Raw genomic sequence first — 24864 nt, 5'->3', positions numbered from 1 at the left:
GCCCGCCGAAGGGACCATCGGCGGCCGCGGCCGTGTCGGTGTGGAACCACTGCGGGTCATAGGCGTTGGCAAACTGCAGCAGCTCGGCCTCGGTGACGAGATAGGGCCCGGCCTCGATGACCTGCCCCACATGGAATTCCGCGAACTTCATGCCCCCGAGCCTAATAGGTTTCGAGATGCAGGCGGCCTTCGCGCTTGAGCGACGCGCCGACCGTGTCCCAGTCCAGGCCCGCTTCCGCCGCCACGTCGCGCAGCGCGAGCACCACTCCCTCTTCCATGCTCTTGAGGCCGCAGACATAGAAGTGGCTCTGCCCATCCTTCAGCAATGCGGCCAGGTCGGCGGCGCGCTCGCGCATCGCGTCCTGCACGTAGCGCTTGGGCTGGCCCGGCGTGCGGGAAAAGGCGAAGTTGATGTCGATGAAGTCCTTCGGCAGGGTCTGCAGCGGGCCGAAGTAGGGCAGCTCCTGCTGGGTGCGGGCGCCGAAGAAGAGCAGGAGCTTGCCGCTCTCGAACTTGCCGCTCTTGCGCAGGCGGCGGCGCCATTCGGTCATGGCCCGCATGGGCGCGCTGCCGGTGCCGGTGCAGATCATCACGATGTGCGACTTCGGATGGTTGGGCATCAGGAACGATGTGCCGAAGGGCCCGATGACCTGCACCTTGTCGCCGACCTTGAGGTCGCACACGTAGTTGCTGCAGACACCGCGCACGGGGTTGCCGTGGTGGTCCTGGAGCACCCGCTTCACCGTCAGCGAGATGTTGTTGTAGCCGGGCCGCTCGCCGTTGCGCGGGCTGGCGATGGAATACTGCCGCGCGAAGTGCGGCTTGCCGTTGGCATCGGTGCCCGGCGGGATGATGGCGATCGACTGACCTTCCAGCACCGGGAAGGGCATGGCGCCGAAGTCCAGCACGATATGGTGCGTCTGGTTCTCGTAGCCGGCCTCGGTGCAGTTGAAGTTGCCGACCACGGTGGCGGTGGTCGGGCTCTTCGGCGGGAACAGGTTGGTGTAGGCATGCGCGGCCGACCAGGGCGGTACGGTGGCACCGTACTGCGCGGAATTGAAAGCCACCTCTCCAGGTTCGGAGGGCGGTTGCGGCGCGCCCGCGGCGTGCGCCTGGATCACTACCTCGTCGGACGAGGCGATGCCCTCGGCTTCCAGCTGCTCGGGCGTGAGCTCGGCGGGCAGCTCGTCCCAGGTGAGCTGCTCCTCGATCGAGTAGGCGCGCGCCACGGGCATGGTGCGCCAGTTGTCGATGGAGCCCGTCGGGCACGGCGAGATGCAGGCCATGCAGCCGTTGCAGACATCGGCACGCACCACGTAGTTGCGGTCGTCGTGCGTGATGGCGTTGACGGGGCAGGTCGCCTCGCAGGTGTTGCAGCGGATGCAGATCTCGGGGTCGATCAGGTGCTGCTTGATGACGCCGAGTTGAATGGTGGCCGTGTCCATGTGTTATCTCCTTTGCCGCCCAGACGGTCCACACCGTTCCAGGCCCTTGTACCGCCCCACGGCCGCGCGAAGCGCAGGCCCCTTCGTGAAACACCGCGGAACCGGCTTTGCCGGGCCGCTGGTGTTGCCCCCGGTAGGGGGTGGGCGCCCGGACACGAAGTGCCGGGCAACCTGGGGGCGAGCAACAGTCAGCCGAAGCGGACGTACTCGAAATCCACCGGCTGGCGGTTGATGCCCATGACCGGCGGCGCGATCCAGCCGGCGAACTTGCCGGGGTCGACCACGCGGCCCATCAACGATGCCACGAAAGCAAAGTCTTCGGGCGTGGGCAGCCATTCGCTCTTCTTCGCGGCCCACTCGGCCTCGTTCACCACGCGGCCGTCGGGCGACATCTTGATGCCGGCGAGCGCGCCGATCTGGCGGTTGAAGGCCTTGTGCGGGACGGTCAGGCGCGTCGGGATGCCGGCCTTTTCCAGCACCTTGTTCCAGCGGCTCACGCCGGCCATCGAGTCCTTGATGAAGTCGTCGCGCAGCACTTCGTTGAGGGCGTTGAGCATCGGCACTTCCTTCTCGACCAACTGGCCGTTGTGCACTTCGAGCACCTTGTAGGTCTGGCCCTTGAGCACGTGGTCGTCGGTGCGCTTGCCTTCCTCGTAGCGGCCCTTCAGGCCGGAGCTGTAGAAGATCGCGGCGTTGCTCGACTGGTCGGCGCCGAACAGGTCGATGGTCACGCTGTAGTGGAAGTTCAGGTAGCGCTGGATGGTGCCGAGGTCGATGGCACCCGCCGCGCGCACCTTCTGCGGGTCGTCGGTCTTGAGCTCGTTCATCACCTGCGCGGTGCGCTGCAGCACCCGCGAGACGCCGCTCTCGCCCACGAACATGTGGTGCGCTTCCTCGGTCAGCATGAACTTCGTCGTGCGCGCCAGCGGATCGAAGGCGCTTTCGGCCAAGGCCGAAAGCTGGAACTTGCCGTCGCGGTCGGTGAAGTAGGTGAACATGAAGAAGGCGAGCCAGTCCGGCGTCTTCTCGTTGAAGGCGCCGAGGATGCGCGGGTTGTCCTGGTCGCCGGACTCGCGCTGCAGCAGCGCCTCGGCCTCTTCGCGGCCGTCGCGGCCGAAGTACTTGTGCAACAGGTAGACCATGGCCCACAGGTGGCGGCCTTCCTCGACATTGACCTGGTACAGGTTGCGCAGGTCGTACTGGCTCGGGCAGGTCAGGCCGAGGTGGCGCTGCTGCTCGACCGAAGCGGGTTCGGTGTCGCCCTGCGTGACGATGATGCGGCGCAGGTTGGCGCGGTGCTCGCCGGGCACGTCCTGCCAGGCCTTCTCGCCCTTGTGGTCGCCGAAGTGGATCTCGCGGTTGGCGTCGCCCGGGTTCAGGAAGATGCCCCAGCGGTAGTCGCGCATCTTCACGTGGCCGAACTGGGCCCAGCCGTTCGGGTCGACGCTCACGGCGGTACGCAGGTAGACCTGGTAGTTCGTGGAGTCGTCCGGGCCGACGTCGTCCCACCAGTGGACGAAGTTGGGCTGCCAGCCCTCGAGCGCGCGCTGCAGCGTGCGGTCTTCGCCCAGGTTGACGTTGTTGGGGATCTTCTCGCTGTAGTTGATCGTGCTCATCGTTGTTCCTTGCAAAGTTAAGACGTTCAGACGCGGTTGAGGTCGAAGCCGGCTTTCTCGCCGGTGCCGTAGACCTTGAGAGCCCCCTTCTCGCCAACGGCGTTCGGGCGGTTGAAGATCCAGTTCTGCCAGGCGGTGAGCCGGCCGAAGATGCGGGTCAGCATGTTCTCCTGGCTGGCGAAGCGCAGGTTGGCCTCCAGGCCGGTGAGCGCATCGGGCGACATGGCGGCGCGCTCCTCGATGGCGATGCGGATCTCGTCGTCCCAGTCGATGTCGTCGGGCGCGGCGGTGACCAGGCCGAGCTTGAGCGCTTCGTCGGCATCGAGCGGTTTGCCGGCAGCGCCACGGGCGGCCTCGAGCGGCGCGGTCTCTTCGTAGAAGCGGCGCTGCAGGCGGCTCTGGTCGTTGACCATCGGGAAGAAGCCGAAGTTGAACTCGTCGAGCGTGAGCTTGGGCGCGCGCTCGGGTTCGTCGGGCAGCGCCAGCATGTAGGCGCGGTCGGCCGCGAAGGCCAGCTCGGCCAGGGTGCCGGCGAAGCAGGAGCCGGGCTCGATCAGCGCGAACAGGCTGCGCGAGGAGACGTCCAGGCGGGCCAGCGTGCGGCGCAGCGCGCCGATGGTTTCGCGCACCAGCCAGTGGTCCTTGTTCGCGAGCAGGGTCTGGTCGCTGGCGAGCACGGCCTGGGCGTCGCCCTCCGTCTTGAGCAGCCAGGTGCCGACGTCGAGCTCGTTGGTGCGCAGGTTGAGGATCGCGTCGTCGAGCTGGCGCACCATCGCGAGCGGCCACCAGGCGGCGCCTGCGGCCTCGATGCCGGCGATGTCGGTGGGCTGCGCGCCGCTCGGGGCCTTGATGGTCAGCGTCGCGGTGCGGCGGGCGCGGTCGATCTGCACGGTGACGTGCTCGTAGCGGATGCTGTCGGGCCCGTCCTCGCGCTCGACGCGGGTCAGGCTCACACCCTTGGCACCGGCCGGGCGATCGCTGCCCTCGGCCAGCTTGGCGGCGCGTTCCTGCACGGCAGCGCCGAACTGCGCGGGCTTGGCGATGGCATCGACCAGGCGCCATTCGACGGCGCGCTGGCCGCGAACGCCCTCCACGCTCGTGCAGAAGATGTCGGCCAGGTCATGGCGCACGTGGCGCTTGTCGGTGACGCGCGTCAGGCCGCCGGTGCCGGGCAGCACGCCCAGCAGCGGCACCTCGGGCAGCGAGACGGAGGAGGAGCGGTCGTCCACCAGCAGGATCTCGTCGCAGGCCAGCGCCAGCTCGTAGCCACCGCCGGCACAGGCACCGTTGACGGCGGCGATGAACTTGAGGCCGGAGTGCTTCGACGAGTCCTCGATGCCGTTGCGCGTCTCGTTGGTGAACTTGCAGAAGTTCACCTTCCAGGCGTGGCTGGAGACGCCCAGCATGAAGATGTTGGCGCCCGAGCAGAAGATGCGGTCCTTGGCGCTGGTGACGATGACCGAGCGCACCTGCGGATGCTCGAAGCGCACGCGGTTGAGCGCGTCGTGGAGCTCGATGTCCACGCCCAGGTCGTAGCTGTTGAGCTTGAGCTTGTAGCCGGGGCGGATGCCCGCGTCCTCGGCGATGTCCAGCGACAGGCGCGCCACGGGGCCCTCGACGCTGAGCTTCCAGTGGCGGTATTGGGTCGGGTCGGTGCGGTAGTCGACGCGGGCGGGATGGGCAGCGGTCTCGGTCATGTCGCGGTCTCCTGGGTGCCTGGGGTCAATGAACAATAGTGCAGTTTTGAACTGGCGCGACATGCATCATGGTGCATGTTCCTAGGCGAGTCAAGCTTCTGGCCGACTTTTTACAAATGCTCGCGGTCCTGTTTGGCTGCGCTGCCCTTCAACCCCGGCTCATCGCCTCCCGCACTGCCGTGCGCAGCGCCTGGAAGCTCTGCGGGAGGTCCTGCCCGCTGGTGTCCACGCTCAGGTCGGCCTTGGAATAGAAGGCGGCGCGTCCGGCCAGGATGCGGCGCAGGTCGTCCATCGCTTCCTTGCTGGCGGCCATCGGCCGGGTGTCGCCCTGGGCGGCGACGCGGCCCATGTGCTCCTCGGGCGCGGCCTGCAGCCAGACAGTGGTGCAGTGCGACAGCAGCTCGTTGAAGGTGGCGGGGTCGGAGACGATGCCGCCGGGGGTGGCGATCACCACCTCGCTGTAGATCTGGATCGTCTCTTCGAGCGCGCGGCGCTCGTAGCGGCGGTAGGCGTTGGTGCCGTAGAGGTCGTGGATCTCGCGCACGCTGCAGCCGGCGAGCTTCTCGATCTCGCGGCTGAGCTCGATGAAGGGCACCTCGAGATCGTCCGCCAGCATCTGGCCCAGCGTCGACTTGCCCGCGCCGCGCAGCCCGACCAGCGCGATGCGGCGATGGCGCGCCGGATCGCCGGAGGCGGTGCCCAGCAGTTCGCCCAGGGCGATGCGGGCGCGCCGCAGGTCGGCCTCGCCGCGGCGCTCCAGCAGCTCGCGGATCAGCAGCCACTCGGGCGAGCTGGTCGTCACGTCGCCCACCAGCTCGGCCAGCGAGCAATGCAACGCGGTCGCCACCTGCTGCAACACCAGGATCGATGCGTTGCCGATGCCGTACTCCAGATTGGCCAGGTGCCGCTCCGACACATCGGCCGCCTGCGCCACCGCCTTGCGCGTGAGGCCCCGGCGCGCGCGCAGGTTGCGCACGCGCTCGCCCAGCGCTACCAGCAGCGGGTTCTTCGCTTCATCGGCCGGCGGGGCCGCATCGGCGGGTGCGCTCAGCACCGCCTCGGCTCGGTCATTCATGTCGCTCCTTCCGCTGCGCGGTCCTGTCGTATTCGGGTAAACACCATATATGCACTATATTGCTTGACACCTTTTGTGTCGGTGCTTATGGTTCATGCACAGGCAAGATACTGCACGCGGCCCTTTGCCGCAAGTTTCTCTTCCCCACACTTGAATGAGCGCACCACGATGTCCAAGGAATCCTTCCACCAGATCGTCGCCGACGTGACCTCGCAGATCGCCGGCCGCCCGCTCGACGCCGAGCTCGACCGCTGGCTCAACACGGTGCATGGCGCCGGCAGCGAGGTCTACGAGCGACTGAAGCAGGCCTGCATCGACGGCGTGGCCGAAGGCTGGCTGTGCGAGCGCGAGGGCGGCGGCATCAAGTACGGCCGCGTGTTCAAGGCCGACGACGAGCTGCACCGCTTCTCGGTCGACGTGGTGGACATGAACGACATCCAGGGACCGCACCACACGCATCCGAACGGCGAGGTCGACCTGATCATGCCGCTGGAAGGCGACGCGACCTTCGACGGCCGGCCGGCGGGCTGGTGCGTCTATCCGCCGGGATCGGCGCACCACCCGACCGTGGCCCAGGGCCGCGCCCTCGTGCTCTATCTGCTGCCAGAGGGCCAGATCCAATTCACCAGATGACGCTCTCCCCCAGGTTGGCTCACTTCGTGTAGCCGCCCACCCCCTTACCGGGGGCGGCACCAGCGGCCCGGCAAAGCCGGTTCCGCGGTGCCCCCCGATCAAAACCGGAGCCCTTGAAATGACAGAACTTCTTTCCAACTACGTCGCCGGCCGCTGGCAGGCGGGCAACGGCGCCGGAACGCCGCTTTTCGATCCGGTGCTGGGCACGGAGCTGGTTCGCGTCGACGCGGGCGGGCTGGATCTGGCCGAGGGCTTCGGCTTCGCGCGTGAAACCGGCGGGGCGGGCCTGCGCGCGCTGACGTACAAGCAGCGCGCCGGCCTGCTGGCCGCGGTCGTGAAGGTGCTGCAGGCCAACCGCGATGCCTATTACGAGATCGCCACCGCCAACTCCGGCACGGTGAAGAACGACTCGGCGGTGGACATCGACGGCGCGATCTTCACCCTGGGCCAGTACGCCAAATGGGGCGACGCGCTGGGCGACGTGCATGCGCTGCGAGACGGCGATGCGGTCAAGCTGGGCAAGGAGCCGGTGTTCCAGTCACAGCACCTGCAGGTGCCGACGCGCGGCGTGGCGCTCTTCATCAACGCCTTCAACTTCCCGTCGTGGGGCCTGTGGGAGAAGGCGGCGCCGGCCCTGCTCTCGGGCGTGCCGGTGATCGTGAAGCCCGCCACCGCCACCGCCTGGCTCACGCAGCGCATGGTGCGCGACGTGGTCGAGGCGGGCGTGCTGCCGGCCGGCGCGCTGTCGGTCGTCTGCGGCAGCTCCGCGGGATTGATGGACCAGCTCCAGGGCTTCGACGTGGTCTCCTTCACCGGCTCGGCCGACACCGGCGCGGTGATCCGCTCGCACGCCGCGGTGGCGCAGCGCTCGGTGCGCGTGAACATCGAGGCCGACAGCCTCAACTCCGCCCTGCTGCTGCCCGACGCCGCGCCCGACAGCGAGAGTTTCAAGCTGCTGGTGCGCGAGGTGGTGCGCGAGATGACGGTCAAGTCGGGCCAGAAGTGCACGGCGATCCGCCGCATCCTCGTGCCGGCGGCCCTGTACGACGCGACGGCGGAAGCGATCGGCGCCAAGCTCGCGGGCATCACCGTCGGCAACCCGCGCAACGAAGGCGTGCGCATGGGCTCGCTGGTGAGCCGGGGACAGCTGGACTCGGTGCGCGAAGGCCTGGAAGCCCTCAAGGCGCAGGCCGGCGTGCTGTACGACGGCAGCCAGGCGCAACTGGTCGATGCCGACCCCGCCGTCGCGGCCTGCATCGGCCCGGTGCTGCTGGGCGCGCGCGATGCCGACGCGGCGCAGCGGGTGCACGACGTGGAGGTCTTCGGCCCGGTCGCCACCCTGCTGCCCTACCGCGACCTCGACCACGCGGTCGCGCTCGCGCATCGCGGGCAGGGTTCGCTGGTGACCTCCCTCTATGGCGCCGACGAGGCCGCGCTGGGCCGGGCCGCAGTCCAGCTCGCCGCCAGCCATGGCCGCGTGCATGTGATCACGCCGGACGTCGCGCAGGCCCACACCGGCCACGGCAACGTGATGCCCCATTCGCTGCACGGCGGCCCCGGCCGCGCCGGCGGCGGCGCCGAGCTGGGCGGGCTGCGCGCGCTGGACTTCTACCATCGCCGCGCCGCGGTGCAGGCCAGCCCCGGCGTGCTGGGGCAGCTGGGCCTGGCGCAGGCGTGAGCAACAACACAGGGATGACCCGAGGAGAGAACACGATGAGCCTGCCCGCCCGATTCAATTTCGCCGAACACCTGTTCGCCCTCAACCGAAGCCGCGCGCAGAAGGCCGCGTACGTCGACGACCGCGGCACCCTGCCCTACGGCCAGCTGGAAGAGCGCGCGCGCCGGCTCGCCGCCGCCCTGCTCGCCGCCGGCGTGAAGCGGGAAGACCGCGTGCTGCTGCTGATGCTCGACAGCAGCGACTGGCCGGTGAGCTTTCTCGGCTGCCTCTACGCCGGCATCGTGCCGGTGGCCGTCAACACGCTGCTGACCTCGGACGACTACGCCTACATGCTGGCCAACAGCGCCGCCACAGGTGCGCTGGTCTCGGGCGCGCTGCTGCCCGCGCTGCAGGATGCGCAGCGCAAGGGCTCGCATGCGCTGAAGGCGCTGTTCGTCTCGCAGCCCGCCGGCGCGCTGCCCGAGGGCGCGCAGGAGTTCGAGGCGGCGCTCGCCGCGCAAGAGCCGCTGGCCGAGCCGGCCGCGACCACGCCGCAGGACCACGCCTTCTGGCTCTATTCGTCCGGCTCCACCGGCAAGCCCAAGGGCACGGTGCACACGCACGGCAACCCGTGGTGGACGGCCGAGCTCTACGGCAAGCCGGTGCTGGGGCTGACGGAGAACGACGTGTGCTTCTCGGCCGCCAAGCTCTACTTCGCCTACGGGCTGGGCAATGGGCTGACCTTCCCGCTCTCGGTCGGCGCAACCGTGCTGCTGATGGCGGAGCGGCCCACGCCCGACGCCACCTTCAAGCGCTGGACGGGAGAGCACAAGCCAACGGTCTTCTTCGGCGCGCCGACGGGCTTCGCCGGCATGCTCGCCTCGCCCAAGCTGCCCGCCCGCGAGCAGGTGTCGCTGCGCATGTGCTCCTCGGCCGGCGAGGCGCTGCCGGGCGAGCTGGCGCAGCGCTTCAAGCAGCACTTCGGCTGCGAGATCATCGACGGCATCGGCTCCACGGAGATGCTGCACATCTTCATCTCCAACCGGCCCGGCGACATCCGCTACGGCACCACCGGCCGCCCCGTCGAGGGCTATGAGATCGAGCTGCGTGGCGAGGACGGCAAGCCCGTCGGCGTCGGCGAGGTGGGCGACCTCTACATCAAGGGCCCCAGCACGGCAGTGATGTACTGGGGCAACCCCGAGAAGAGCGCCGAGACCTTCCGCGACGGCTGGACCAAGAGCGGCGACAAGTACTCGCGCGACGCCGACGGCTACTACACCTACGCCGGCCGCAGCGACGACATGCTGAAGGTGAGCGGCATCTACGTCTCGCCCTTCGAAGTGGAAGCCACGCTGATGCAGCACCCCGCCGTGCTCGAGGCCGCGGTGATCGGCAAGGAAGACGCCGACGGGCTGACCAAGACCAAGGCCTATGTGGTGCGCAAGGCGGGCCAGGATGTGACCGACGAGGAGCTCAAGGCCTTCGTGAAGGAACGCCTCGCGCCCTACAAGTACCCGCGCTTCATCGAGTTCGTGGAGGAGCTGCCGAAGACGGCCACGGGCAAGATCCAGCGCTTCCGGCTGCGCGAACGGGAGCACCAGGGGTGAACCCCTTGTCCGAATTCGCCGCCATCCGCTGGCGGGGGAAGGATGTGCGCGTCGAATACCAGCGCATTGCACCGGAACGCACCGGCGCCCCGCTCCTCGTCTTCCTGCACGAAGGCCTGGGCTCGATCGCGATGTGGAAGGACTTCCCGCAGCGCCTGTGCGACGCGGGCGGCTTCCGCGGCCTGGTGTTCTCGCGCCCCGGCTACGGCCGCTCCACGCCGCGCGGGCCCGAGGAAACGTGGGACGTGGACTTCATGCACCGCCAGGCGCACGAGGTGCTGCCGGCCTTCTTCGAAGCCATCGGCCTTCAGGAGAAACCCTGGCTCTTCGGCCACAGCGACGGCGCCTCCATCTCCCTGCTCTACGCGGCCCGCTTCCCCGAGCGCGTGGCCGGCCTGGTGGTGCTGGCGCCGCACATCTTCGTCGAGGACGTGACCGTCGCCAACATCGAGCAGGCCCGGCTGGCCTACCTCGAGACCGACCTGCCGAAGAAGCTGGGCCGCTACCACGACGACGTCGATTCGGCCTTCTGGGGCTGGAACCGCATCTGGCTCCACCCGCCTTTCAGGCAATGGAACATCGAGCCCGAGCTCGATGCCATCCGTTGCCCGGTTCTCGCCATCCAGGGCATCGACGACGAGTACGGCACACTCGCGCAGATCCGCGGCATTGCAGAGCGCGTGCCCGGCACCGCATTGGTGGAACTCCCCGACTGCGGGCATTCCCCGCATCGCGACCAGCCCGAAAAAGCGATAGTTGCGACCGTTTCATTCATCAACGAAGACAGGAGATCTCCATGACCCCCCGCACCACAGCACGCAGCACGCTCACCGCCCTGGCGCTGGCCTGCATCGCCACGCTGGGCCACGCCCAGCAGGGCAAGCTCAAGGTCGGCCTGATGCTGCCCTTCAGCGGCACCTACGCCGCGCTCGGCACGGCCATCGAGAACGGCTTCAAGCTCCACGTCGAGGAGCAGGGCGGCAAGCTCGGCGGCCGCGAGATCGAGTACATCAAGGTCGACGACGAGTCCGACCCGGCCAAGGCCACCGACAACGTCAACAAGCTGATCAAGCGCGACAACGTCGACGTCATCGTCGGCACCGTGCACTCCGGCGTGGCCATGGCGATGGCCAAGGCCGCCAAGGAAAGCGGCACCGTGCTGATCGTGCCCAACGCCGGCGCCGATGCCGTGACCGGCCCGATGTGCGCCCAGAACATCTTCCGCAGTTCCTTCTCGAACTGGCAGCCGGCCTACGCCATGGGCGAGGTCGCCGCCAAGCAGGGCAAGAAAACCGCGATGACGCTCACCTGGAAGTACGCGGCCGGCGACGAGTCGGTCGCCGGCTTCAAGGAAGGCTTCGAGAAGGGCGGCGGCAAGGTGCTGAAGCAGCTGACCGTGCCCTTCCCCAACGTCGAGTTCCAGGCGCTCCTGACCGAGATCGCGGCGGCCAAGCCCGATGCGGTGTATTCCTTCTTCGCGGGCGGCGGCGCGGTCAAGTTCGTCAAGGACTACGCGGCTGCGGGCCTGAACAAGAACATCCCGCTCTACGGCCCCGGCTTCCTGACCGACGGCACGCTGGAAGCGCAGGGCGAATCGGCCCAAGGCATGCTCACCACGCTGCACTATGCCGACGGCCTGAACACCCCGCGCGACAACAAGTTCCGCGCCGACTACGACAAGATGTTCAAGATGCAGCCCGACGTGTACGCGGTGCAGGGCTACGACGCCGCGCAGATGCTGGCCATCGGCCTGAACGCGACGAAGGGCGACATCACCAAGAAGGCCGACTTCGCCGCCGCCATCGAGAAGGCGAAGATCGACAGCCCGCGCGGCGCCTTCACCATGGGCAAGTCGCACAACCCGGTGCAGGACATCTATCTGCGCAAGGTCGAGGGCAAGGAGAACAAGGTCGTGAACGTGGCCGTCAAGGGCCTGGCCGACCCGGCCCGCGGCTGCAAGATGTGATCGACCTCCAACCCTGAAAGACGACCTGTCGTGGACTTCGGTACCTTTCTTGTCCAATGCCTGAATTCGGTTCAGTACGGGCTTCTGTTGTTCCTGGTGGCCTCCGGACTGACGCTGATCTTCGGCATCATGGGCGTGATCAACCTGGCCCACGGCAGCTTCTACATGGTCGGCGCGTACATGGCGTTCGCGCTCGCGCCGCTCTTCGGTGACCAGTTCATCCTGATGCTGCTGGCGGGCGTGGTGCTGACCGCGCTCTTCGGCTACGTGCTGGAGTGGGCCTTCTTCAGCTACCTCTACCAGCGCGATCATCTGCAGCAGGTGCTGATGACCTACGGCCTGATCCTCGTCTTCGAGGAACTGCGCTCCATCCTCGTGGGCAACGACGTGCACGGCGTGCCGGTGCCGCCGTGGCTGAGCGGCAGCTTCGCGCTCGGCGACCTCATGAGCTACCCGTGGTACCGGCTCTTCGCCTCTGCAGCCTGCATCGTGCTCGCGATCGGGCTCTACTACGTGGTCAACCGCACGCGCCTGGGCATGATGATCCGCGCCGGCGCCAGCAACCGCGACATGGTGCGCGGCCTGGGCATCGACATCCGCCGGCTCTATCGCATCGTCTTCGCGGCCGGCGTGGCGCTGGCCGCGCTGGCGGGGATGATCGCGGCGCCGATGTCCTCGGTGTATCCGAACATGGGCGCGAGCGTGCTGATCATCTGCTTCGTGGTGGTGGTGATCGGCGGCATCGGCTCCATCACCGGCGCGCTGGTCGCATCGCTGCTGGTGGGCTTCGTCGATACCTTCGGCAAGGTATTTTTTGCCGAGCTGAGCGGCATCGGCGTGTACGTGCTGATGGCGATCATCCTGATCTGGCGTCCCGAAGGCCTGATGGGGCGCAAGACCTGACATGAAAAACTTCTCGCACTACCTGCCGCTCCTGTGCGCCATCGCGCTCGCGGCGCTCGGCCCCTTCCTCGGCCCTTATCTTGGCGACCTGGTGGTCAAGGTGATGATCCTCGCCATCTTCGCGCTGAGCCTGGAACTGCTCGTCGGCATGACCGGCCTTGTGAGCCTGGGCCATGCGGCGTTCTACGGCATCGGCGCCTATGCCACCGTGCTCGGTTCGGGCAAGGAAGGCGGATCGATCGCCATGCTGCTGCCGCTGGCCATGGGCTGTGCGGCCGGCTATGCGCTGGTGACCGGCGCCTTGAGCCTGCGCACGCGCGGCGTGTACTTCATCATGGTCACGCTCGCCTTCGCGCAGATGGCCTTCTTCGTCTTCCACGACACCGATCTGGGCGGCGGCAGCGACGGCATCTACATGTACATCCGCCCGGTGCTGGGTGCGCTCGACATGGAGAACAGCAAGGTGCAGTTCTACTTCGTGCTCGGGGCGCTGGTCTTCACCTACGGGCTGTTGGCGCTGATCCGACGTTCGCGCTTCGGTGCCGCACTGGCCGGCATCCGCGTCAACGAGCAGCGCATGCGCGCGGCCGGGTTTCCGGTGTACGGCTACAAGCTGGCGGCCTTCGTCATTGCTGGCGCGCTGGCCGGGCTGGCGGGCTTTCTCGTCGCCTCGCGCGACGGCGTCGTCAACCCCGAGCTGCTGGCCTGGCACAACTCCGGCGAGGTGCTGCTGATGATCATCCTGGGCGGCCTCGGCCACCTGCGCGGCGCGGTGATCGGCGCGGTCGCCTTCACGCTGCTGAAGGAGCTGCTTTCCACCCACGCCATCGTCGGGCCGCTGGCCGACCACTGGCAGTTGACACTGGGCCTGGCCATCATCGCCTTCGTCGCGCTGCTGCCCAAGGGCATCGTCGGCCTGCGGGTGCGCGTGATGCCGAAGAAGGAGGCTGCGGCATGAGTCGCACCGCCGCTCCGATGACGAATAGCACCGCAGCCGAAGGCGAAGGTATTCCGATGAGCAAACTTCTTGCGGTCGAGAGCTTGACGCGCCGCTTCGGCGGCCTCGTCGCGGTCAACAAGGTGACGCTGGACCTGCACCGCGGCGAGGTGCACGCGGTGATCGGCACCAACGGCGCGGGCAAGTCGACGCTGATCAACATGCTCTCGGGCGAGATCGAGGCCTCCGACGGGCGCATCACGCTGGACGGCGAGGACATCACCAAGCGCGCGCAGTTCCGCCGCGCGCTGGCCGGCGTGGGGCGCAGCTACCAGCGCACCACCATCTTTCCGGAGTTCACCGTGCTGGAGAACTGCCGCCTCGCGGCGCAGGCCGCGGCGCCGAAGCCGTGGGCCATCTGGCAGTCATCGGAGAGTTGCGAATACAGCAATGGCGCCGCCCGCGAGGCACTGGAGGCCGCGGGCCTGAGCGCCGTGGCCGGCCGCGTCGCCGGCACACTGAGCCATGGCGCCAAGCGCCAGCTCGAGGTCGCGATGTGCCTGGCGACCAAGCCGCGCGTGCTGCTGCTCGACGAGCCGCTGGCGGGGATGGGGGCGGAGGAGACGGAGCGCATGCTGGGTCTTCTGAGCAACCTCAAGACCACGCACGCGATCCTGCTGGTGGAGCACGACATGGATGCGGTGTTCCGCATCGCGGATCGGATCACGGTGATGGTCAATGGGACCGTGATTGCGACGGGCGACCCGGCTTCGATTCGCGTGAATCCTGAAGTGCGTACGGCCTACTTGGGCGAGGAACACTGAGATGCTGCAGATCGAAGGGTTGAACACCTACTACGGGGACAGCCATATCCTGCGCGGCGTCGATGTGGCGCTGCCAACCGCCACCTCCATGGGGTTGCTGGGGCGCAATGGGATGGGGAAGACGACGCTGATCCGGTCGTTGATGGGCTACGTGCGGCCGGCCTCGGGGCGGGTGAAGCTGGATGGCGATGACGTCACCGGCTGGGCGCCGGAGAAGATGGCGCGGCGCGGCATCGGCTATGTGCCGGAAGGACGCGGGATCTTTCCCAATCTCTCGGTGCGGGAGAACCTGGTGATGAGTGCGCGGGCCGGGATCGATGGGAAGCGGGAGTGGACCTTCGATCGGGTCATGCATACGTTCCCGCGGCTGACGGAACGGCTGTCGCATGGCGGGCAGCAGCTGTCGGGTGGGGAGCAGCAGATGCTTTCGATCGGGCGGGCGTTGATGACGAATCCGCGGTTGCTGATTCTGGATGAGGCGACTGAAGGGCTGGCGCCGCTGATCGTGGCGGAGATCTGGCGGGTGATTGCGAGCATCCGCGCTACAGGGATCGCGACGCTGATCGTGGATCGGGACTGGCGGAAGGTGCTGGGGCACACCGAGCAGGCGGTGGTGATGGAGAAGGGGAAGATCGTGAGGCAGGGGCCTTCGGCGGGGTTGTTGGCGGAGCCGAAGGTGTTGGAGGAGTTGCTGGGGGTTTGAGAGGCGAGAGGCGGGCTGCGCTTGCATTACGCTAGCACCTTTTTGCAGAGGAGTCCGCGGTGGCCGTCACGACGACCGAGGTGGTCAGCGCCCGAATTCGCCAGCCTGCGGCGCCCGCGTATGAGAGCCATGCGGTAGCTGCAACGCCCGCCTCCAGGGACGGGAGCTCATAGATGCCGGCCCCACAGCCAACGCGCCTGTTCCACATCACGGCGATAGCCAATTTGCCGGCGATCTTCGCCGCTGGGGCGCTGGTGTCAAAGAATGGTGGTGCTGTGGCCGGCATCAACTACCAGAACATCGCTCACGCAGGCGCCCAAGGTGCGCGTGCTGTGCGCGCAGTGCCGAATCCGCCGGGCGGGTTGGTGCACGACTTCGTCCCGTTCTACTTCGCGCCGCGATCGCCGATGCTCTTCGCCATCCATGGCGGCCGCGTCGCAGGGTGCCAATGGCGGCAAGGAGATATCGTTCACTTCGAAACCACCGTACACCGCGTTGTGGCCCCGGGCCGACCGTTTGTCTTCTACGATCGCAATGCAACGTTGGCTTTCAGCACCCCATACAACGATCTGGCCCACCTGGACACCGCCGTTGCCTGGGACCTGATGACCGAAGCACCACAACTCGACGGCTTCTGCAAGTTTTGACAGAACAACCCGGCCGCTGCGCGGTATGCCGACCGGATGGAGCGCCGTCAGGCAGAGTTTCTGGTGAAGGACAATGTGCCCCTCCACTGCATGACTCGTTTGGGCGTGATCGACGCCGCGCGGCAAGCACAGGTACAGGCGCTGCTGGCTCAGGCCGCCGCAGCACGGACGGTCGATATCATGCCGGCCTGGTACTTCTAAGGACAGCCATCGTGATCAAGCTCACCCAGGGCGACCTGCTGAAGCAAAACGACGTGGACGCGATCGTCAACACGGTGAACTGTGTCGGCGTGATGGGCAAAGGCATTGCTCTGCAGTTCAAGAACAAGTGGCCCGACAACTTCGCCGCATACGCTGCAGCTTGCAAGGCCGGGCAGGTGCGCCCGGGCCGCATGTTCATCCACGACTCCGGCGGACTCGTAAAGCCGAACTACATCATCAACTTTCCCACCAAGGACCATTGGCGTGGCGCCTCCAGGATGGAGTTCATCCGTGACGGCTTGGTCGACCTGGTGGCTCAAGTGCGGCGCCTGGGCATTCAGTCGATTGCCATCCCGCCGCTGGGTTGCGGGAATGGGGGCCTCAACTGGGCCGAAGTGCGCCCTTTGATCGAATCTGCATTCGAAGCGCTTCCTGACGTTGAAGTGCGGCTCTTTGAGCCTGGGGGTACGCCGAACCCACGGACAATGGAAGTGCGGACCAAACGTCCCCGAATGACGCCCGGCCGAGCCGCGATCATCAAGGCGTTGGACACGTACCGTGAGCTGAACTACGGACTGTCCAAGATCGAGGTTCAGAAGCTTGCGTACTTTCTACAAGAGGCCGGCGAGCCCCTGAAGCTTCAGTTTGTGAAGCACCACTACGGTCCGTACTCCGACACACTGCGGCACGCACTGAACACGATGGAAGGGCACTTCATTCGTGGTCTGGGCGACGGTGTTGTCGAAGCCGAGATCGAACCCACAGAAGACGCACTCGCTGAGGCCGAGGCGTTCATTGCAGCTGAAGGTCACGGGGCGCTCTCCGCCCATGTCCAGCGCGTGGGACGATTGATCGAAGGTTACCAATCGTCGTACGGCATGGAGCTGCTGGCTTCTGTTCACTGGGTTGCCGTGCACGAGCCCGGCGTGCGCTCGGTCGAGGAAGCGATTGCCGCGGTGCACGACTGGAACGATCGAAAGAAACTGCTCATGCAGCCCGATCACATCAAGCTGGCTTGGCAGCGGCTCACTGATGAAGGATGGCTTTCGCGCATGCATTGACGGCGGCGGAGTTCGCAAGCCAACTGAAGACCTTTACACGTACCACGGTGATAGCCACGTCCCAAATCCCGGACGGCTCGGCAACGAGGATTTCCTAGTCGGTTTGATCCTTGTCCAGCATGCAGTCGATGAATGCGCGCAGCGCGGGCGGGAAGTGGCGCCGGCTCGGGTGGTAGAGAAACAACCCTGGCCGTGTGATCGACCAATCGCCCAGCACCTGCACCAGCTGCCCTCGAGCGAGATGCTCATCCACGCTCGTGCGCTCGAAAGCGTAGGCAATGCCCAGACCCTGCAGTGCCGCGGCTACGCCGGTGTCCGAATCGTTGGTGACCAACGGTCCCTCGACTGACACGTCAAGCCGTTTCCCCTTCTTTTCGACCTGCCAACGGTAGGCGCTTCCATCGAACTGGAGCCGCCAGTTGATGCAGGCGTGGCTGTGCAGGTCGACTGGCGTGCGCGGAGTGCCGCGATGCGCCAGATAGTCTGGAGACGCTACCGCGACCATCTTGACGTCCGGCGTCAAGCGTACGGCGATCATGTCCTTCTCCAGTCGTCCTCCAACGCGGATGCCGGCATCGAAGCGACCGGCGACGATGTCGCTCAGTCCGTCGTCCACGACGATATCCAGTGCCACCTCAGGGTGAGCACGATGAAACCGTCCCAGCCTTGGAGCGATGACCTGCCGGGCAGCCATTCCCAGCGTGTTGATGCGCAACGCGCCGCGCGTCCGCCCAGCCGCCGCACTTGCTTCGTCTACCGCCTCGGCCATCTCGCGGAACAGCGGAGCGATGCGCGCATACAACTGTGTCCCGGTGAGCGTGGGAGCCACGCTGCGCGTGGTGCGGTTCAGCAGTCGTGTACCCAGCCGCTCTTCGAGTTGGCGGATGGTCTGGCTCAGCGCCGAAGGCGAGAGCCCCAGATGCTCCGCGGCTCGCGCGAAGCTTGCCCGCTCGACCACTGCGGAGAAGGCCTTCAATTCAGCGAAATCGGAGCCGCGCATTATGTGTGGATCTCTTCATAGCCCATGAAGATTCTGGGCGATTCCCTAATTTGTACCCGAAGCGCATTCTGACGACTTCACCACCAAGAAGTCATCGCCATGAGCACCCTGAATCTTCTCGAGCCGATTGCCGCCTGCGACGCGGCTGATCAACAAATCCCGGTCGTTCTCCGCGGCCTGATCGCATGGATGGAGGTCACAGCATGAGCTTTGATCTTCAACTCGCGGGTCTGCGCGCGCTGGTCACGGGCGGTACCAAAGGCGTTGGCGCCGCTGTCGTTCAAGCTCTGCACGATGCCGGTGCGCAGGTGATGACCACCGCGCGCTCCGCCCCCGCGCGGTCGCCCGGGGACGTGATCCATGTTGCCGCCGATCTTTCAACGGCCGAGGGTGCCGCCAAGGTGGCGCAGTCGGTGCTCGAACGTTGGGGCGGCATCGACATCCTGGTCAACGTACTCGGCGGCTCCAGCGCACCGGGCGGCGGCTTTGCAGCCCTTGACGATGCGCGGTGGTTCGCCGAACTGAATCAGAACCTCATGCCGGCCGTGCGGCTCGATCGTGCACTGCTGCCCGCCATGCTCTCTCAGGGCTCGGGCGTCATCATCCACGTCAGCTCGATCCAGCGCTTGTTGCCACTGCCGGAATCAACGACTGCCTATGCGGCGGCGAAGGCGGCCTTGTCGACCTATAGCAAGGCGTTGTCGAAAGAGGTGACGCCGAAGGGAGTGCGCGTGCTGCGCGTGTCGCCCGGATGGATCGAGACCGAAGCGTCGGTGGCGCTGGCCCGGCGCCTTGCCGAACAGGCTGGCACGGACTACGAGGGCGGCAAGCAGATCATCATGCAATCGCTTGGCGGCATTCCGCTTGGCCGGCCGGCCAGGCCGCAGGAAGTCGCCGATCTGATTGCCTTCCTGGCGTCGCCACGGGCAGGTTCCATTTCAGGCTCGGAGCACCTGATCGACGGCGGGACCGTCCCCACGGTGTAGGCGAGGCAGGCGACAAGCGCCTGAAGAGACTGGTGCTTCGCCGTCCTTTTGTCGCGCACATTTATTGCGCGCTTGCAGGAAAACTCAAAAGGTAGTTTCGCGGACCAGCGATCGATGCGCCTGACGCTTCGCGCGACGGGTGATCTTTGCAACCCTGTTAAGCGCACTTTTTCCTACCATTTCGGTTCTTTCCATCCAATTCACAGGAACCCAATGAACTCACACATTCGCAAGCTCTTCATCGTCGCTGCAACGACCGCCAGCATCGTAGGCGCCGGTGGCGGCGCCCATGCTCAAACGGTGCAGGCGAAAAAACGTTGTGCTGGTGCATGGCGCCTTTGCCGATGGTTCGGGCTGGCGTGGTGTCTATGACGAGCTGACCAGCCGAGGCTACCGGGTCACCATTGTTCAGAACCCCCTGACGTCTTTGGCCGACGATGTGGCGGCGACCCAGCGGGTGCTCGCCCGCCAAAATGGCCCCACCATCCTCGTCGGTCACTCCTGGGGAGGCACGGTCATCACCGAGGCGGGCATTGACCCGAAGGTGGTGGGTCTTGTCTATGTCTCCGCCCTTTCGCCCGACGCCGGCGAGACCACGAGCGACCAGTACGCTGGGTTTACGGCACCTGACTTCGTGATCGACACGCAAGCCGACGGATTCGGATTCGTCAATCTGGAGAAGTTCAAGATCGGGTTCGCCGGCGATGCCAGCGATGCGGACGCCGCGTTCTTGCGTGACTCGCAGGTGCCGATCAACATGTCGGTGTTTGCGACCAAGCTCAATCACGCCGCATGGCGAACCAAGCCAAGCTGGGCTGTGATTGCGACGGAGGACAAGGCGTTTGACGTCCGGATGTTGCACAAGATGGCCAAGCGCATCGGTGCCACGGTGCAAGAGGTGAAGGCGAGCCATGCAGTCTTCCTGACCCAGCCGAAGACAGTCGCCGACGTGATCGATCGTGCTGCCAAGGAGGCTGGGCGCAAAGCTCAGTGAGCCCAATGGCGACCTCCTCAGGGCGGACAGCAGCTGTCGGGTGGGGAGCAGCAGATGCTTTCGATCCGGCGGGCGTTGATGGCGAATCCGCGGTTGCTGATGCTGGATTCTGAGACCGAAGGGCTGGCGCGGCTGATCGTGGCGGAGATCGGGCGGGTGATTGCGGACAGTCGCGCGGTTGCTGTACTGGCGCGTCGGGCAACGCATTCGCACCGAGGTGCTCGGCGGGGATCGTGCGGGATACGGCGAGCAGATTGTCGTAACGCTGTCACGACAATTGAGCGCCGAGCACGGCGGCAGCTTCAGCGAGAAGAACCTGCGCCGCATGATCCAGTTCGCCGGACGCGGCGGCGGCAGGCTGGTTGTTGCCGATCGATGCGAGCGATCCAGCCGACTGCTTGCGCTGCATAGTGGACAGTTCCGTTTGGCAACGACGCCAAACACCTTCGCCGCGTCAAATGAGCACTCTAGTCCGTGGACTTATCGTCATCACCTGATGACGATCACCCGGTGAAAAATGACCACTTCGGCATACCCCGAACGCCCATCCAGCAGAAGCGCAACGAGCGCACCCTGCTCCGCCACATCGCCACCGAACCTCTCCCTCATGTCCTAACGGGTGACGACGACCTCCTCGCCGTCAGTGCCCTGTTCCAAGCAGGTCATGTCGACGCTGTACTGCGTGTCGTAGTCGATCCACTTGGCGGTGGCCCACAGGTCGGCGTGGTAGTCACCGAGATCACCCCCTCGGGCTGGTCGCTGCTCCAGCGCTCTCGCCCGTAGCCACGCATCCCAGCTGTGGACCCGCCCAGCTAATGATCAAAATGAAACGCAACCGACGCCCGCAGCCCCGAGCGCCGCGAAGTCACCCGATCCGCAAAGGTCCGCAGCAGAAAGCCGGCAAGCCGCCGCTCTCCATCCTCCGAATCCACAATCTCATCGACCGTCGGCCGCTGGTGCGGCAGCTCGAGGTCGGCACCTTCGTACGACACCTGCAGGTCGAGGTTGAACTCGTCGAACGAGGCTTCAATCTCGAGCGGACCCGAGATAACGCCAAGGGACACCAACGTCTCCACCGATTGCACCAGGTTGAACTTAGCGCGCGCGATGACGTCGCTGCGCGCCCCCCAGGCGGCCCCGTGCTCGTCGAGGAACCGCTCCAGCGCTATCGGATCGACGGCGCCCGGTGCCACCGTCATCGATACGCTGCGGCGCAGGCCGATGCGAAACAGCAGGTTCAGCCCAAGTCCCACCAGTGTGCCCAGCACCAGAGAATTGCCGAACGAAGGCCGCATCGCCGCCGGCAAGACCACCAGCAGCCCCGGGAAGATCTCAACCGCCAGGCCGAACACGATTGCCAGGCCGATCACCAATGTCTTGCGCGCGTCGAGCAGCCGCGAGGTCATGATCAGCAAGCCGTTGATGACGATGAAGGTGGACGAGAAAACCAGCGCCGCACCGAGCACCGGGCGCGGGATGAGGTTGAACAGCATGCCCAGCCTCGGCATGAAGGCGAACAGCAGCAGGATCGCCGCGACCGACCAGCCGATGCGCCGGCTGACGACGCCGGTCGCGGTTGCCAGGCCGACCGCGGCGGTGGAAGAGTTGATGCCGGGCGCGCCCAACGACCCGGCCGCGACCGAGCCAAGCCCGTCGGCCAGCACGCCGCGGCTGATGGAGCGCATGTCGGCGCGTACCCATCCGGCCTGGCTGGCCTTCTGCGCAGTGGTGACGTTGCCGATCACCTTCAGCACGGCGGCGACCGAGGCGATCAGGAAGGGCAGCACCAGCGTCGCGTCGAAGGACCAGCCGACCGGTCCCAAGGCGGGCAAGGCCAGCAACGGTGCCGCCGCCACCCGAGCCACGTCATGCACATCGAGCCGGCCGAGGGCCGCGCCGATCAAGCAGCCGGCGCCCAGGCCGATCAGCACGCTGAACACGTGCATGCGGCCACGGCCCCAGACGTTGAGGGCGACCATCAGCGCGAGCGTGCCCAGGCCCAGCAACAGGTCGATCTGCGCCGGCTGCGTGTCGGCTTGCGGGCCGCCCAGTGCGGTACGCAAGCCGACCACGCCGACCGAGATGCCGGCGAGCAGCACCACCAGGCCGGTGATCTCGGGCGTGAAGAGCGCACGCAGGCGCGGCAGCACGCGCGACAAGGCCATTTCAAAGAGGCCCGCCAGGATCGTCATGCCGAAGACCGCCGATAGATCGCCGCTGCGCGCCGCGATGAGCGAGGGAACGATGTAGACCACGCTGGGCGAGGGCTGGCAAAGGTAGCCGGAGCCGATGGGCCCCACGGTGATCACCTGCAGCACGGTACCGACGGCCATCGCGATCAGCGTGGCGCTGACCATCGCTGCCGCGACCTCCGCCGTGCTGCCAGCCGCTTGCGCAATCAGCACCGGGTAGACCAGGAAGATCGACATCAGGCCGACATGCTGCAGGCCGCTGAAGATGTTGACGCCGAGAGGCGGCGTCTCGTCGACCCCATAGATCAAGCCCACGGGTTTGTGCGACATCGGCTTGCCTTCCTTTGGGTTGAGGCGCTTGCGAGCGAAGGAAGCCGCCGTGAGGCCGCTTGGCCGCGCGGATCATAGCCCTACCCAAAACCACACCCATTTGCACCCATTTGCCGCTGCGTTCAGTCGGCCAGCGCGTGCAGCCCACTTTCAGACCAAGCCGACTGATATCGGCCGCCGGGGATGTTCTTGCGCATGGCCCCGCCGGACTGCAGCCACTCGCTCGCGTAGGTCAAGGTGCTGGTGCCGCGCTCGACCTTCCAGTGGCCGACAGTTCGCCGTTCATCCAGATGCCGAGCGTGGCGCTCACAACGTGCCCCGGCGCTATGCGGCGCCTCGCCTCGCACGCGGGCTCCGCCTGGTGCTGGCAGGACTGGTCGCCGGTGCCGACCGGCTGCGCCACGCTTCCGGAGAACAGCCAAACTGGGTGCCGAACCATCGGGTGAACGCGCTGTGCGTGGTGTAGCCCAGCATCGCCGCGACCTCGCCAAGGCTGTGGTGGGTATTGGCGACGTAGCGGCGCGCGAGTTCCTGCCTCACTTCATTGATCAGCGCCTTGAAGGTGACCTCGCGTCCATCGAGCTCCCGTTGCAAGGTGCGCATGCTGATGCCCAGGCCCGCCGCGACGGCTTTGCAGGTCGCACGGCCCGTCGGCAGCATCAGGTAGATCGCCTTGCGAACCTCCTCGTCCATGGAGCGCTGCCGGTCATCCGGGAGATCCGCAATCATCTTCCTGGCGTACTCGGCGAGCACCGGGTCGGCGGCCGGGTTGGGCACGTCCAGATCGGCAGCGCGGCACACCAGTCCGTTGAAGGCGCCATTGAACTCGATGCGGCATTTGAAGAAGCGGCGATGAAACGCCGGGTCTGCAGGCGCTCCGTGCGTGAAGCTCACGCTGGTCGGACGCCAGCGCTCCTGGAGAAGGACCTCGCCCATGCGGTAGAGAACGCCGATCGCCAATTCGATCGACTGGGGGGCAGCCACCGAAAGCGCCAGCTCCTCGCGCAGGACGACCATGTTGCCGACGTCCTCGACCTCGATGGCCAGTCTCTCGTTGAGCAGATGCAGGTGCTCGATGAGCGTGAGCAGCACCTGGCGCAGCGTGGCTTGATGCATGAGCAGCAGGCTGACCACGCCGAAGTTCGACAGCTGGCGCCGCGCTGCCATGCGCAGGCCGAAGGACTCGCAACCTGTCTTGCGAGCGGCACCCTCGAAGAGGCGCGCAACCCGATCGGCTTCGACCAGCTGGTCGGGCTGGCGAATGAGCGTGGTGCGCAGCCCGGCCCGGCGCAGCGCTGCGCCGGGGTCGAGCCCGAGCTCCTGTGCAACTTCGGAAAAGTTCGTCAGCGCGGCTGCGCGCACCAGGGCGGCCATGGCGGAGCCTTTCAGTGGTGCGTTGATTCTGGCATCAAATGTCAAGCGAATGGCATGAAGTGCAAAGCGCCGGCATGGTGCGACTCCTACAGTTCGATCACTGCCCGGGCCCTTGAGGTTCAGGGCAAAGAAGGAGACAAGACATGCAGATAGAAGCGCTGACGTGCGCCATCGGAGCACAGCTCCATGGCGTGAACCTTGCCGACGCGATTCGCGGCGACGAGTTGTTTTCGGAGATCAAGGGGGCGCTGTTGCGGCACAAGGTGCTGTTCCTGCGCGACCAGGTGTTCAGTCGCGAGGACCACGTGGCCTTCGCCCGCCGCTTTGGCGAACTGGAAGACCATCCGGTCGCCGGCAGCGATCCGGAATACCCCGGGCTGGTGCGCATCTACAAGACGCCCGATGCGCCCAACGATCGCTACGAGAACAGCTGGCACACGGACGCGACCTGGCGCGAAGTGCCGCCGATGGGCTGCGTGCTGCGCTGCGTCGAGTGCCCGCCGGTGGGCGGCGACACGATGTGGGCGAACATGGCGCTGGCCTACGAGAAGCTGCCCGAGCACATCAAGACGCTGATCGCCCCGCTGCGGGCGCGCCACAGCATCGAGGCGACCTTCGGCGCGGCCATGCCGGCCGAGAAGCGGCTGATGCTCAAGGCACAGTTCCCCGATGCCGAGCATCCCGTGGTTCGCACCCACCCCGAAACGGGCGAGAAGGTGCTGTTCGTCAACAGCTTCACCACGCACTTCACCAACTTCCACACGCCGGCCAACGTGCGCTACGGGCAGGACTTCGTGCAGGGCTCGTCCTCGCTGCTGCAGTACCTGATCAGCCAGGCCGCAATTCCCGAGTACCAGGTGCGCTGGCGCTGGCAGCCCAACAGCGTGGCGATTTGGGACAACCGGGCCACGCAGCACTACGCGGTGATGGACTACCCACCGTGCCATCGAAAGATGGAACGCGCGGGAATCATCGGCACGCCCACGTCCTGACCTGCCCCCCCCCTTATTCCCCCC

At 66.4% G+C, this 24864-nt stretch carries 22 protein-coding genes and 3 pseudogenes; 17 read left to right on the top strand and 8 right to left on the bottom strand.

Features of this window, described 5'->3' with window-relative positions:
- From APY03_RS43660 to APY03_RS12010, 5 genes and pseudogenes are all read right to left on the bottom strand, one after another.
- Positions 1-151, bottom strand: a pseudogene (locus tag APY03_RS43660) (MaoC/PaaZ C-terminal domain-containing protein); the annotation flags it as partial.
- A gap of 10 nt (positions 152-161) precedes the next feature.
- On the bottom strand, positions 162-1445 hold the full coding sequence (gene boxA, locus APY03_RS12025; RefSeq protein ID WP_068677088.1) for a benzoyl-CoA 2,3-epoxidase subunit BoxA: 1284 nt from the start codon (positions 1443-1445) through the stop codon (positions 162-164).
- 188 nt (positions 1446-1633) lie between these two features.
- Positions 1634-3061, bottom strand: a complete 1428-nt coding sequence (gene boxB, locus APY03_RS12020; protein ID WP_068677086.1) for a benzoyl-CoA 2,3-epoxidase subunit BoxB — start codon at positions 3059-3061, stop codon at positions 1634-1636.
- 26 nt (positions 3062-3087) lie between these two features.
- The gene (boxC, locus tag APY03_RS12015) at positions 3088-4758 is read right to left on the bottom strand and encodes a 2,3-epoxybenzoyl-CoA dihydrolase (RefSeq protein ID WP_068677085.1); all 1671 of its coding nucleotides are present in this window, start codon (positions 4756-4758) and stop codon (positions 3088-3090) included.
- A gap of 148 nt (positions 4759-4906) precedes the next feature.
- Positions 4907-5833, bottom strand: coding sequence for a helix-turn-helix transcriptional regulator (locus APY03_RS12010; protein WP_068677084.1), 927 nt, complete (start codon positions 5831-5833; stop codon positions 4907-4909).
- Between the two features lie 168 nt (positions 5834-6001).
- On the opposite strand from APY03_RS12010, the gene APY03_RS12005 reads away from it, so the two are divergent.
- The 11 genes and pseudogenes from APY03_RS12005 (at position 6002) to darG (ending at position 16972) form a co-directional block, all read left to right on the top strand.
- The gene (locus tag APY03_RS12005) at positions 6002-6466 is read left to right on the top strand and encodes a DUF4863 family protein (RefSeq protein WP_068677083.1); all 465 of its coding nucleotides are present in this window, start codon (positions 6002-6004) and stop codon (positions 6464-6466) included.
- Positions 6467-6584: 118 nt separating this feature from the next.
- Positions 6585-8144: a 3,4-dehydroadipyl-CoA semialdehyde dehydrogenase gene (locus APY03_RS12000; protein WP_068677082.1), complete on the top strand. Its 1560-nt coding sequence runs from the start codon at positions 6585-6587 to the stop codon at positions 8142-8144.
- 35 nt (positions 8145-8179) lie between these two features.
- Positions 8180-9730, top strand: a complete 1551-nt coding sequence (locus APY03_RS11995; protein WP_068677081.1) for a benzoate-CoA ligase family protein — start codon at positions 8180-8182, stop codon at positions 9728-9730.
- A 5-nt stretch (positions 9731-9735) separates the two neighbouring features.
- Positions 9736-10530: an alpha/beta fold hydrolase gene (locus tag APY03_RS11990; RefSeq protein ID WP_443082814.1), complete on the top strand. Its 795-nt coding sequence runs from the start codon at positions 9736-9738 to the stop codon at positions 10528-10530.
- The gene (locus tag APY03_RS11985; protein ID WP_068677079.1) at positions 10527-11696 is read left to right on the top strand and encodes an ABC transporter substrate-binding protein; all 1170 of its coding nucleotides are present in this window, start codon (positions 10527-10529) and stop codon (positions 11694-11696) included. Before APY03_RS11990 ends, APY03_RS11985 begins: the two co-directional genes overlap by 4 nt.
- Positions 11697-11726: 30 nt before the next feature.
- Positions 11727-12599 carry a branched-chain amino acid ABC transporter permease gene (locus tag APY03_RS11980; RefSeq protein ID WP_068677078.1) on the top strand — a complete coding sequence of 291 codons (873 nt, stop codon included), beginning with the start codon at positions 11727-11729 and terminating at the stop codon, positions 12597-12599.
- Between the two features lies 1 nt (position 12600).
- Entirely contained in the window at positions 12601-13557 is a 957-nt protein-coding gene (locus APY03_RS11975; RefSeq protein ID WP_068677077.1) for a branched-chain amino acid ABC transporter permease, read from the top strand.
- Positions 13558-13613: 56 nt separating this feature from the next.
- The gene (locus APY03_RS11970) at positions 13614-14360 is read left to right on the top strand and encodes an ABC transporter ATP-binding protein (RefSeq protein ID WP_068677162.1); all 747 of its coding nucleotides are present in this window, start codon (positions 13614-13616) and stop codon (positions 14358-14360) included.
- Position 14361: 1 nt separating this feature from the next.
- Positions 14362-15063, top strand: a complete 702-nt coding sequence (locus APY03_RS11965; RefSeq protein WP_068677075.1) for an ABC transporter ATP-binding protein — start codon at positions 14362-14364, stop codon at positions 15061-15063.
- A gap of 173 nt (positions 15064-15236) precedes the next feature.
- A pseudogene (gene darT, locus APY03_RS11960) lies at positions 15237-15911 on the top strand (type II toxin-antitoxin system toxin DNA ADP-ribosyl transferase DarT).
- An 11-nt stretch (positions 15912-15922) separates the two neighbouring features.
- Complete coding sequence (gene darG, locus APY03_RS11955; protein ID WP_068677073.1) at positions 15923-16972, top strand: type II toxin-antitoxin system antitoxin DNA ADP-ribosyl glycohydrolase DarG; 1050 nt, start codon at positions 15923-15925, stop codon at positions 16970-16972.
- Between the two features lie 94 nt (positions 16973-17066).
- Here the strand turns inward: darG and APY03_RS11950 are convergent, their stop codons facing one another.
- Positions 17067-17972 carry a LysR family transcriptional regulator gene (locus APY03_RS11950; protein WP_068677071.1) on the bottom strand — a complete coding sequence of 302 codons (906 nt, stop codon included), beginning with the start codon at positions 17970-17972 and terminating at the stop codon, positions 17067-17069.
- 203 nt (positions 17973-18175) lie between these two features.
- Between APY03_RS11950 and APY03_RS11945 the strand changes: the two genes are divergently transcribed.
- The 5 genes and pseudogenes from APY03_RS11945 to APY03_RS43655 all read left to right on the top strand — a co-directional run bounded on the left by APY03_RS11945 (position 18176) and on the right by APY03_RS43655 (position 20735).
- A complete protein-coding gene (locus tag APY03_RS11945; RefSeq protein WP_068677068.1) occupies positions 18176-18958 on the top strand; it encodes an SDR family oxidoreductase in 783 nt (260 codons plus the stop codon).
- Positions 18959-19247: 289 nt separating this feature from the next.
- Positions 19248-19952 carry an alpha/beta fold hydrolase gene (locus tag APY03_RS11940; RefSeq protein WP_083944304.1) on the top strand — a complete coding sequence of 235 codons (705 nt, stop codon included), beginning with the start codon at positions 19248-19250 and terminating at the stop codon, positions 19950-19952.
- Between the two features lie 9 nt (positions 19953-19961).
- Positions 19962-20138 (top strand): annotated as a pseudogene (locus APY03_RS41385) (ATP-binding cassette domain-containing protein); the annotation flags it as partial.
- 31 nt (positions 20139-20169) lie between these two features.
- On the top strand, positions 20170-20466 hold the full coding sequence (locus APY03_RS40125) for a DUF1016 N-terminal domain-containing protein (protein WP_443082815.1): 297 nt from the start codon (positions 20170-20172) through the stop codon (positions 20464-20466).
- A complete protein-coding gene (locus APY03_RS43655; protein ID WP_102906903.1) occupies positions 20463-20735 on the top strand; it encodes a hypothetical protein in 273 nt (90 codons plus the stop codon). Before APY03_RS40125 ends, APY03_RS43655 begins: the two co-directional genes overlap by 4 nt.
- 29 nt (positions 20736-20764) lie before the next feature.
- Here the strand turns inward: APY03_RS43655 and APY03_RS11935 are convergent, their stop codons facing one another.
- A complete protein-coding gene (locus APY03_RS11935; protein ID WP_068677066.1) occupies positions 20765-22474 on the bottom strand; it encodes a uracil-xanthine permease family protein in 1710 nt (569 codons plus the stop codon).
- Between the two features lie 324 nt (positions 22475-22798).
- Positions 22799-23848: an AraC family transcriptional regulator gene (locus APY03_RS11930; protein WP_068677064.1), complete on the bottom strand. Its 1050-nt coding sequence runs from the start codon at positions 23846-23848 to the stop codon at positions 22799-22801.
- A 143-nt stretch (positions 23849-23991) separates the two neighbouring features.
- Between APY03_RS11930 and APY03_RS11925 the strand changes: the two genes are divergently transcribed.
- Positions 23992-24840 carry a TauD/TfdA dioxygenase family protein gene (locus APY03_RS11925; RefSeq protein ID WP_068677062.1) on the top strand — a complete coding sequence of 283 codons (849 nt, stop codon included), beginning with the start codon at positions 23992-23994 and terminating at the stop codon, positions 24838-24840.
- Positions 24841-24864 lie beyond the last annotated feature (24 nt).

The organism is Variovorax sp. WDL1 (genome assembly GCF_001541225.1).
Classification (GTDB): Bacteria; Pseudomonadota; Gammaproteobacteria; order Burkholderiales; family Burkholderiaceae_C; genus Variovorax.
Note: the sequence above shows the minus strand (reverse complement) of the source record. Positions and strands in the feature narration are given on the sequence as shown.

Excerpts from the sequence above, each read along its gene's own strand:
- boxA (WP_068677088.1), bottom strand. The coding sequence starts at position 1,445 with ATGGACACGGCCACCATTCAACTCGGCGTCATCAAGCAGCACCTGATC.
- boxB (WP_068677086.1), bottom strand. The coding sequence starts at position 3,061 with ATGAGCACGATCAACTACAGCGAGAAGATCCCCAACAACGTCAACCTG.
- boxC (WP_068677085.1), bottom strand. The coding sequence starts at position 4,758 with ATGACCGAGACCGCTGCCCATCCCGCCCGCGTCGACTACCGCACCGAC.
- APY03_RS12010 (WP_068677084.1), bottom strand. The coding sequence starts at position 5,833 with ATGAATGACCGAGCCGAGGCGGTGCTGAGCGCACCCGCCGATGCGGCC.
- APY03_RS12005 (WP_068677083.1), top strand. The coding sequence starts at position 6,002 with ATGTCCAAGGAATCCTTCCACCAGATCGTCGCCGACGTGACCTCGCAG.
- APY03_RS12000 (WP_068677082.1), top strand. The coding sequence starts at position 6,585 with ATGACAGAACTTCTTTCCAACTACGTCGCCGGCCGCTGGCAGGCGGGC.
- APY03_RS11995 (WP_068677081.1), top strand. The coding sequence starts at position 8,180 with ATGAGCCTGCCCGCCCGATTCAATTTCGCCGAACACCTGTTCGCCCTC.
- APY03_RS11985 (WP_068677079.1), top strand. The coding sequence starts at position 10,527 with ATGACCCCCCGCACCACAGCACGCAGCACGCTCACCGCCCTGGCGCTG.
- APY03_RS11975 (WP_068677077.1), top strand. The coding sequence starts at position 12,601 with ATGAAAAACTTCTCGCACTACCTGCCGCTCCTGTGCGCCATCGCGCTC.
- APY03_RS11970 (WP_068677162.1), top strand. The coding sequence starts at position 13,614 with ATGAGCAAACTTCTTGCGGTCGAGAGCTTGACGCGCCGCTTCGGCGGC.
- APY03_RS11965 (WP_068677075.1), top strand. The coding sequence starts at position 14,362 with ATGCTGCAGATCGAAGGGTTGAACACCTACTACGGGGACAGCCATATC.
- APY03_RS11950 (WP_068677071.1), bottom strand. The coding sequence starts at position 17,972 with ATGCGCGGCTCCGATTTCGCTGAATTGAAGGCCTTCTCCGCAGTGGTC.
- APY03_RS11945 (WP_068677068.1), top strand. The coding sequence starts at position 18,176 with ATGAGCTTTGATCTTCAACTCGCGGGTCTGCGCGCGCTGGTCACGGGC.
- APY03_RS11940 (WP_083944304.1), top strand. The coding sequence starts at position 19,248 with ATGCTCAAACGGTGCAGGCGAAAAAACGTTGTGCTGGTGCATGGCGCC.
- APY03_RS11935 (WP_068677066.1), bottom strand. The coding sequence starts at position 22,474 with ATGTCGCACAAACCCGTGGGCTTGATCTATGGGGTCGACGAGACGCCG.
- APY03_RS11930 (WP_068677064.1), bottom strand. The coding sequence starts at position 23,848 with ATGGCCGCCCTGGTGCGCGCAGCCGCGCTGACGAACTTTTCCGAAGTT.
- APY03_RS11925 (WP_068677062.1), top strand. The coding sequence starts at position 23,992 with ATGCAGATAGAAGCGCTGACGTGCGCCATCGGAGCACAGCTCCATGGC.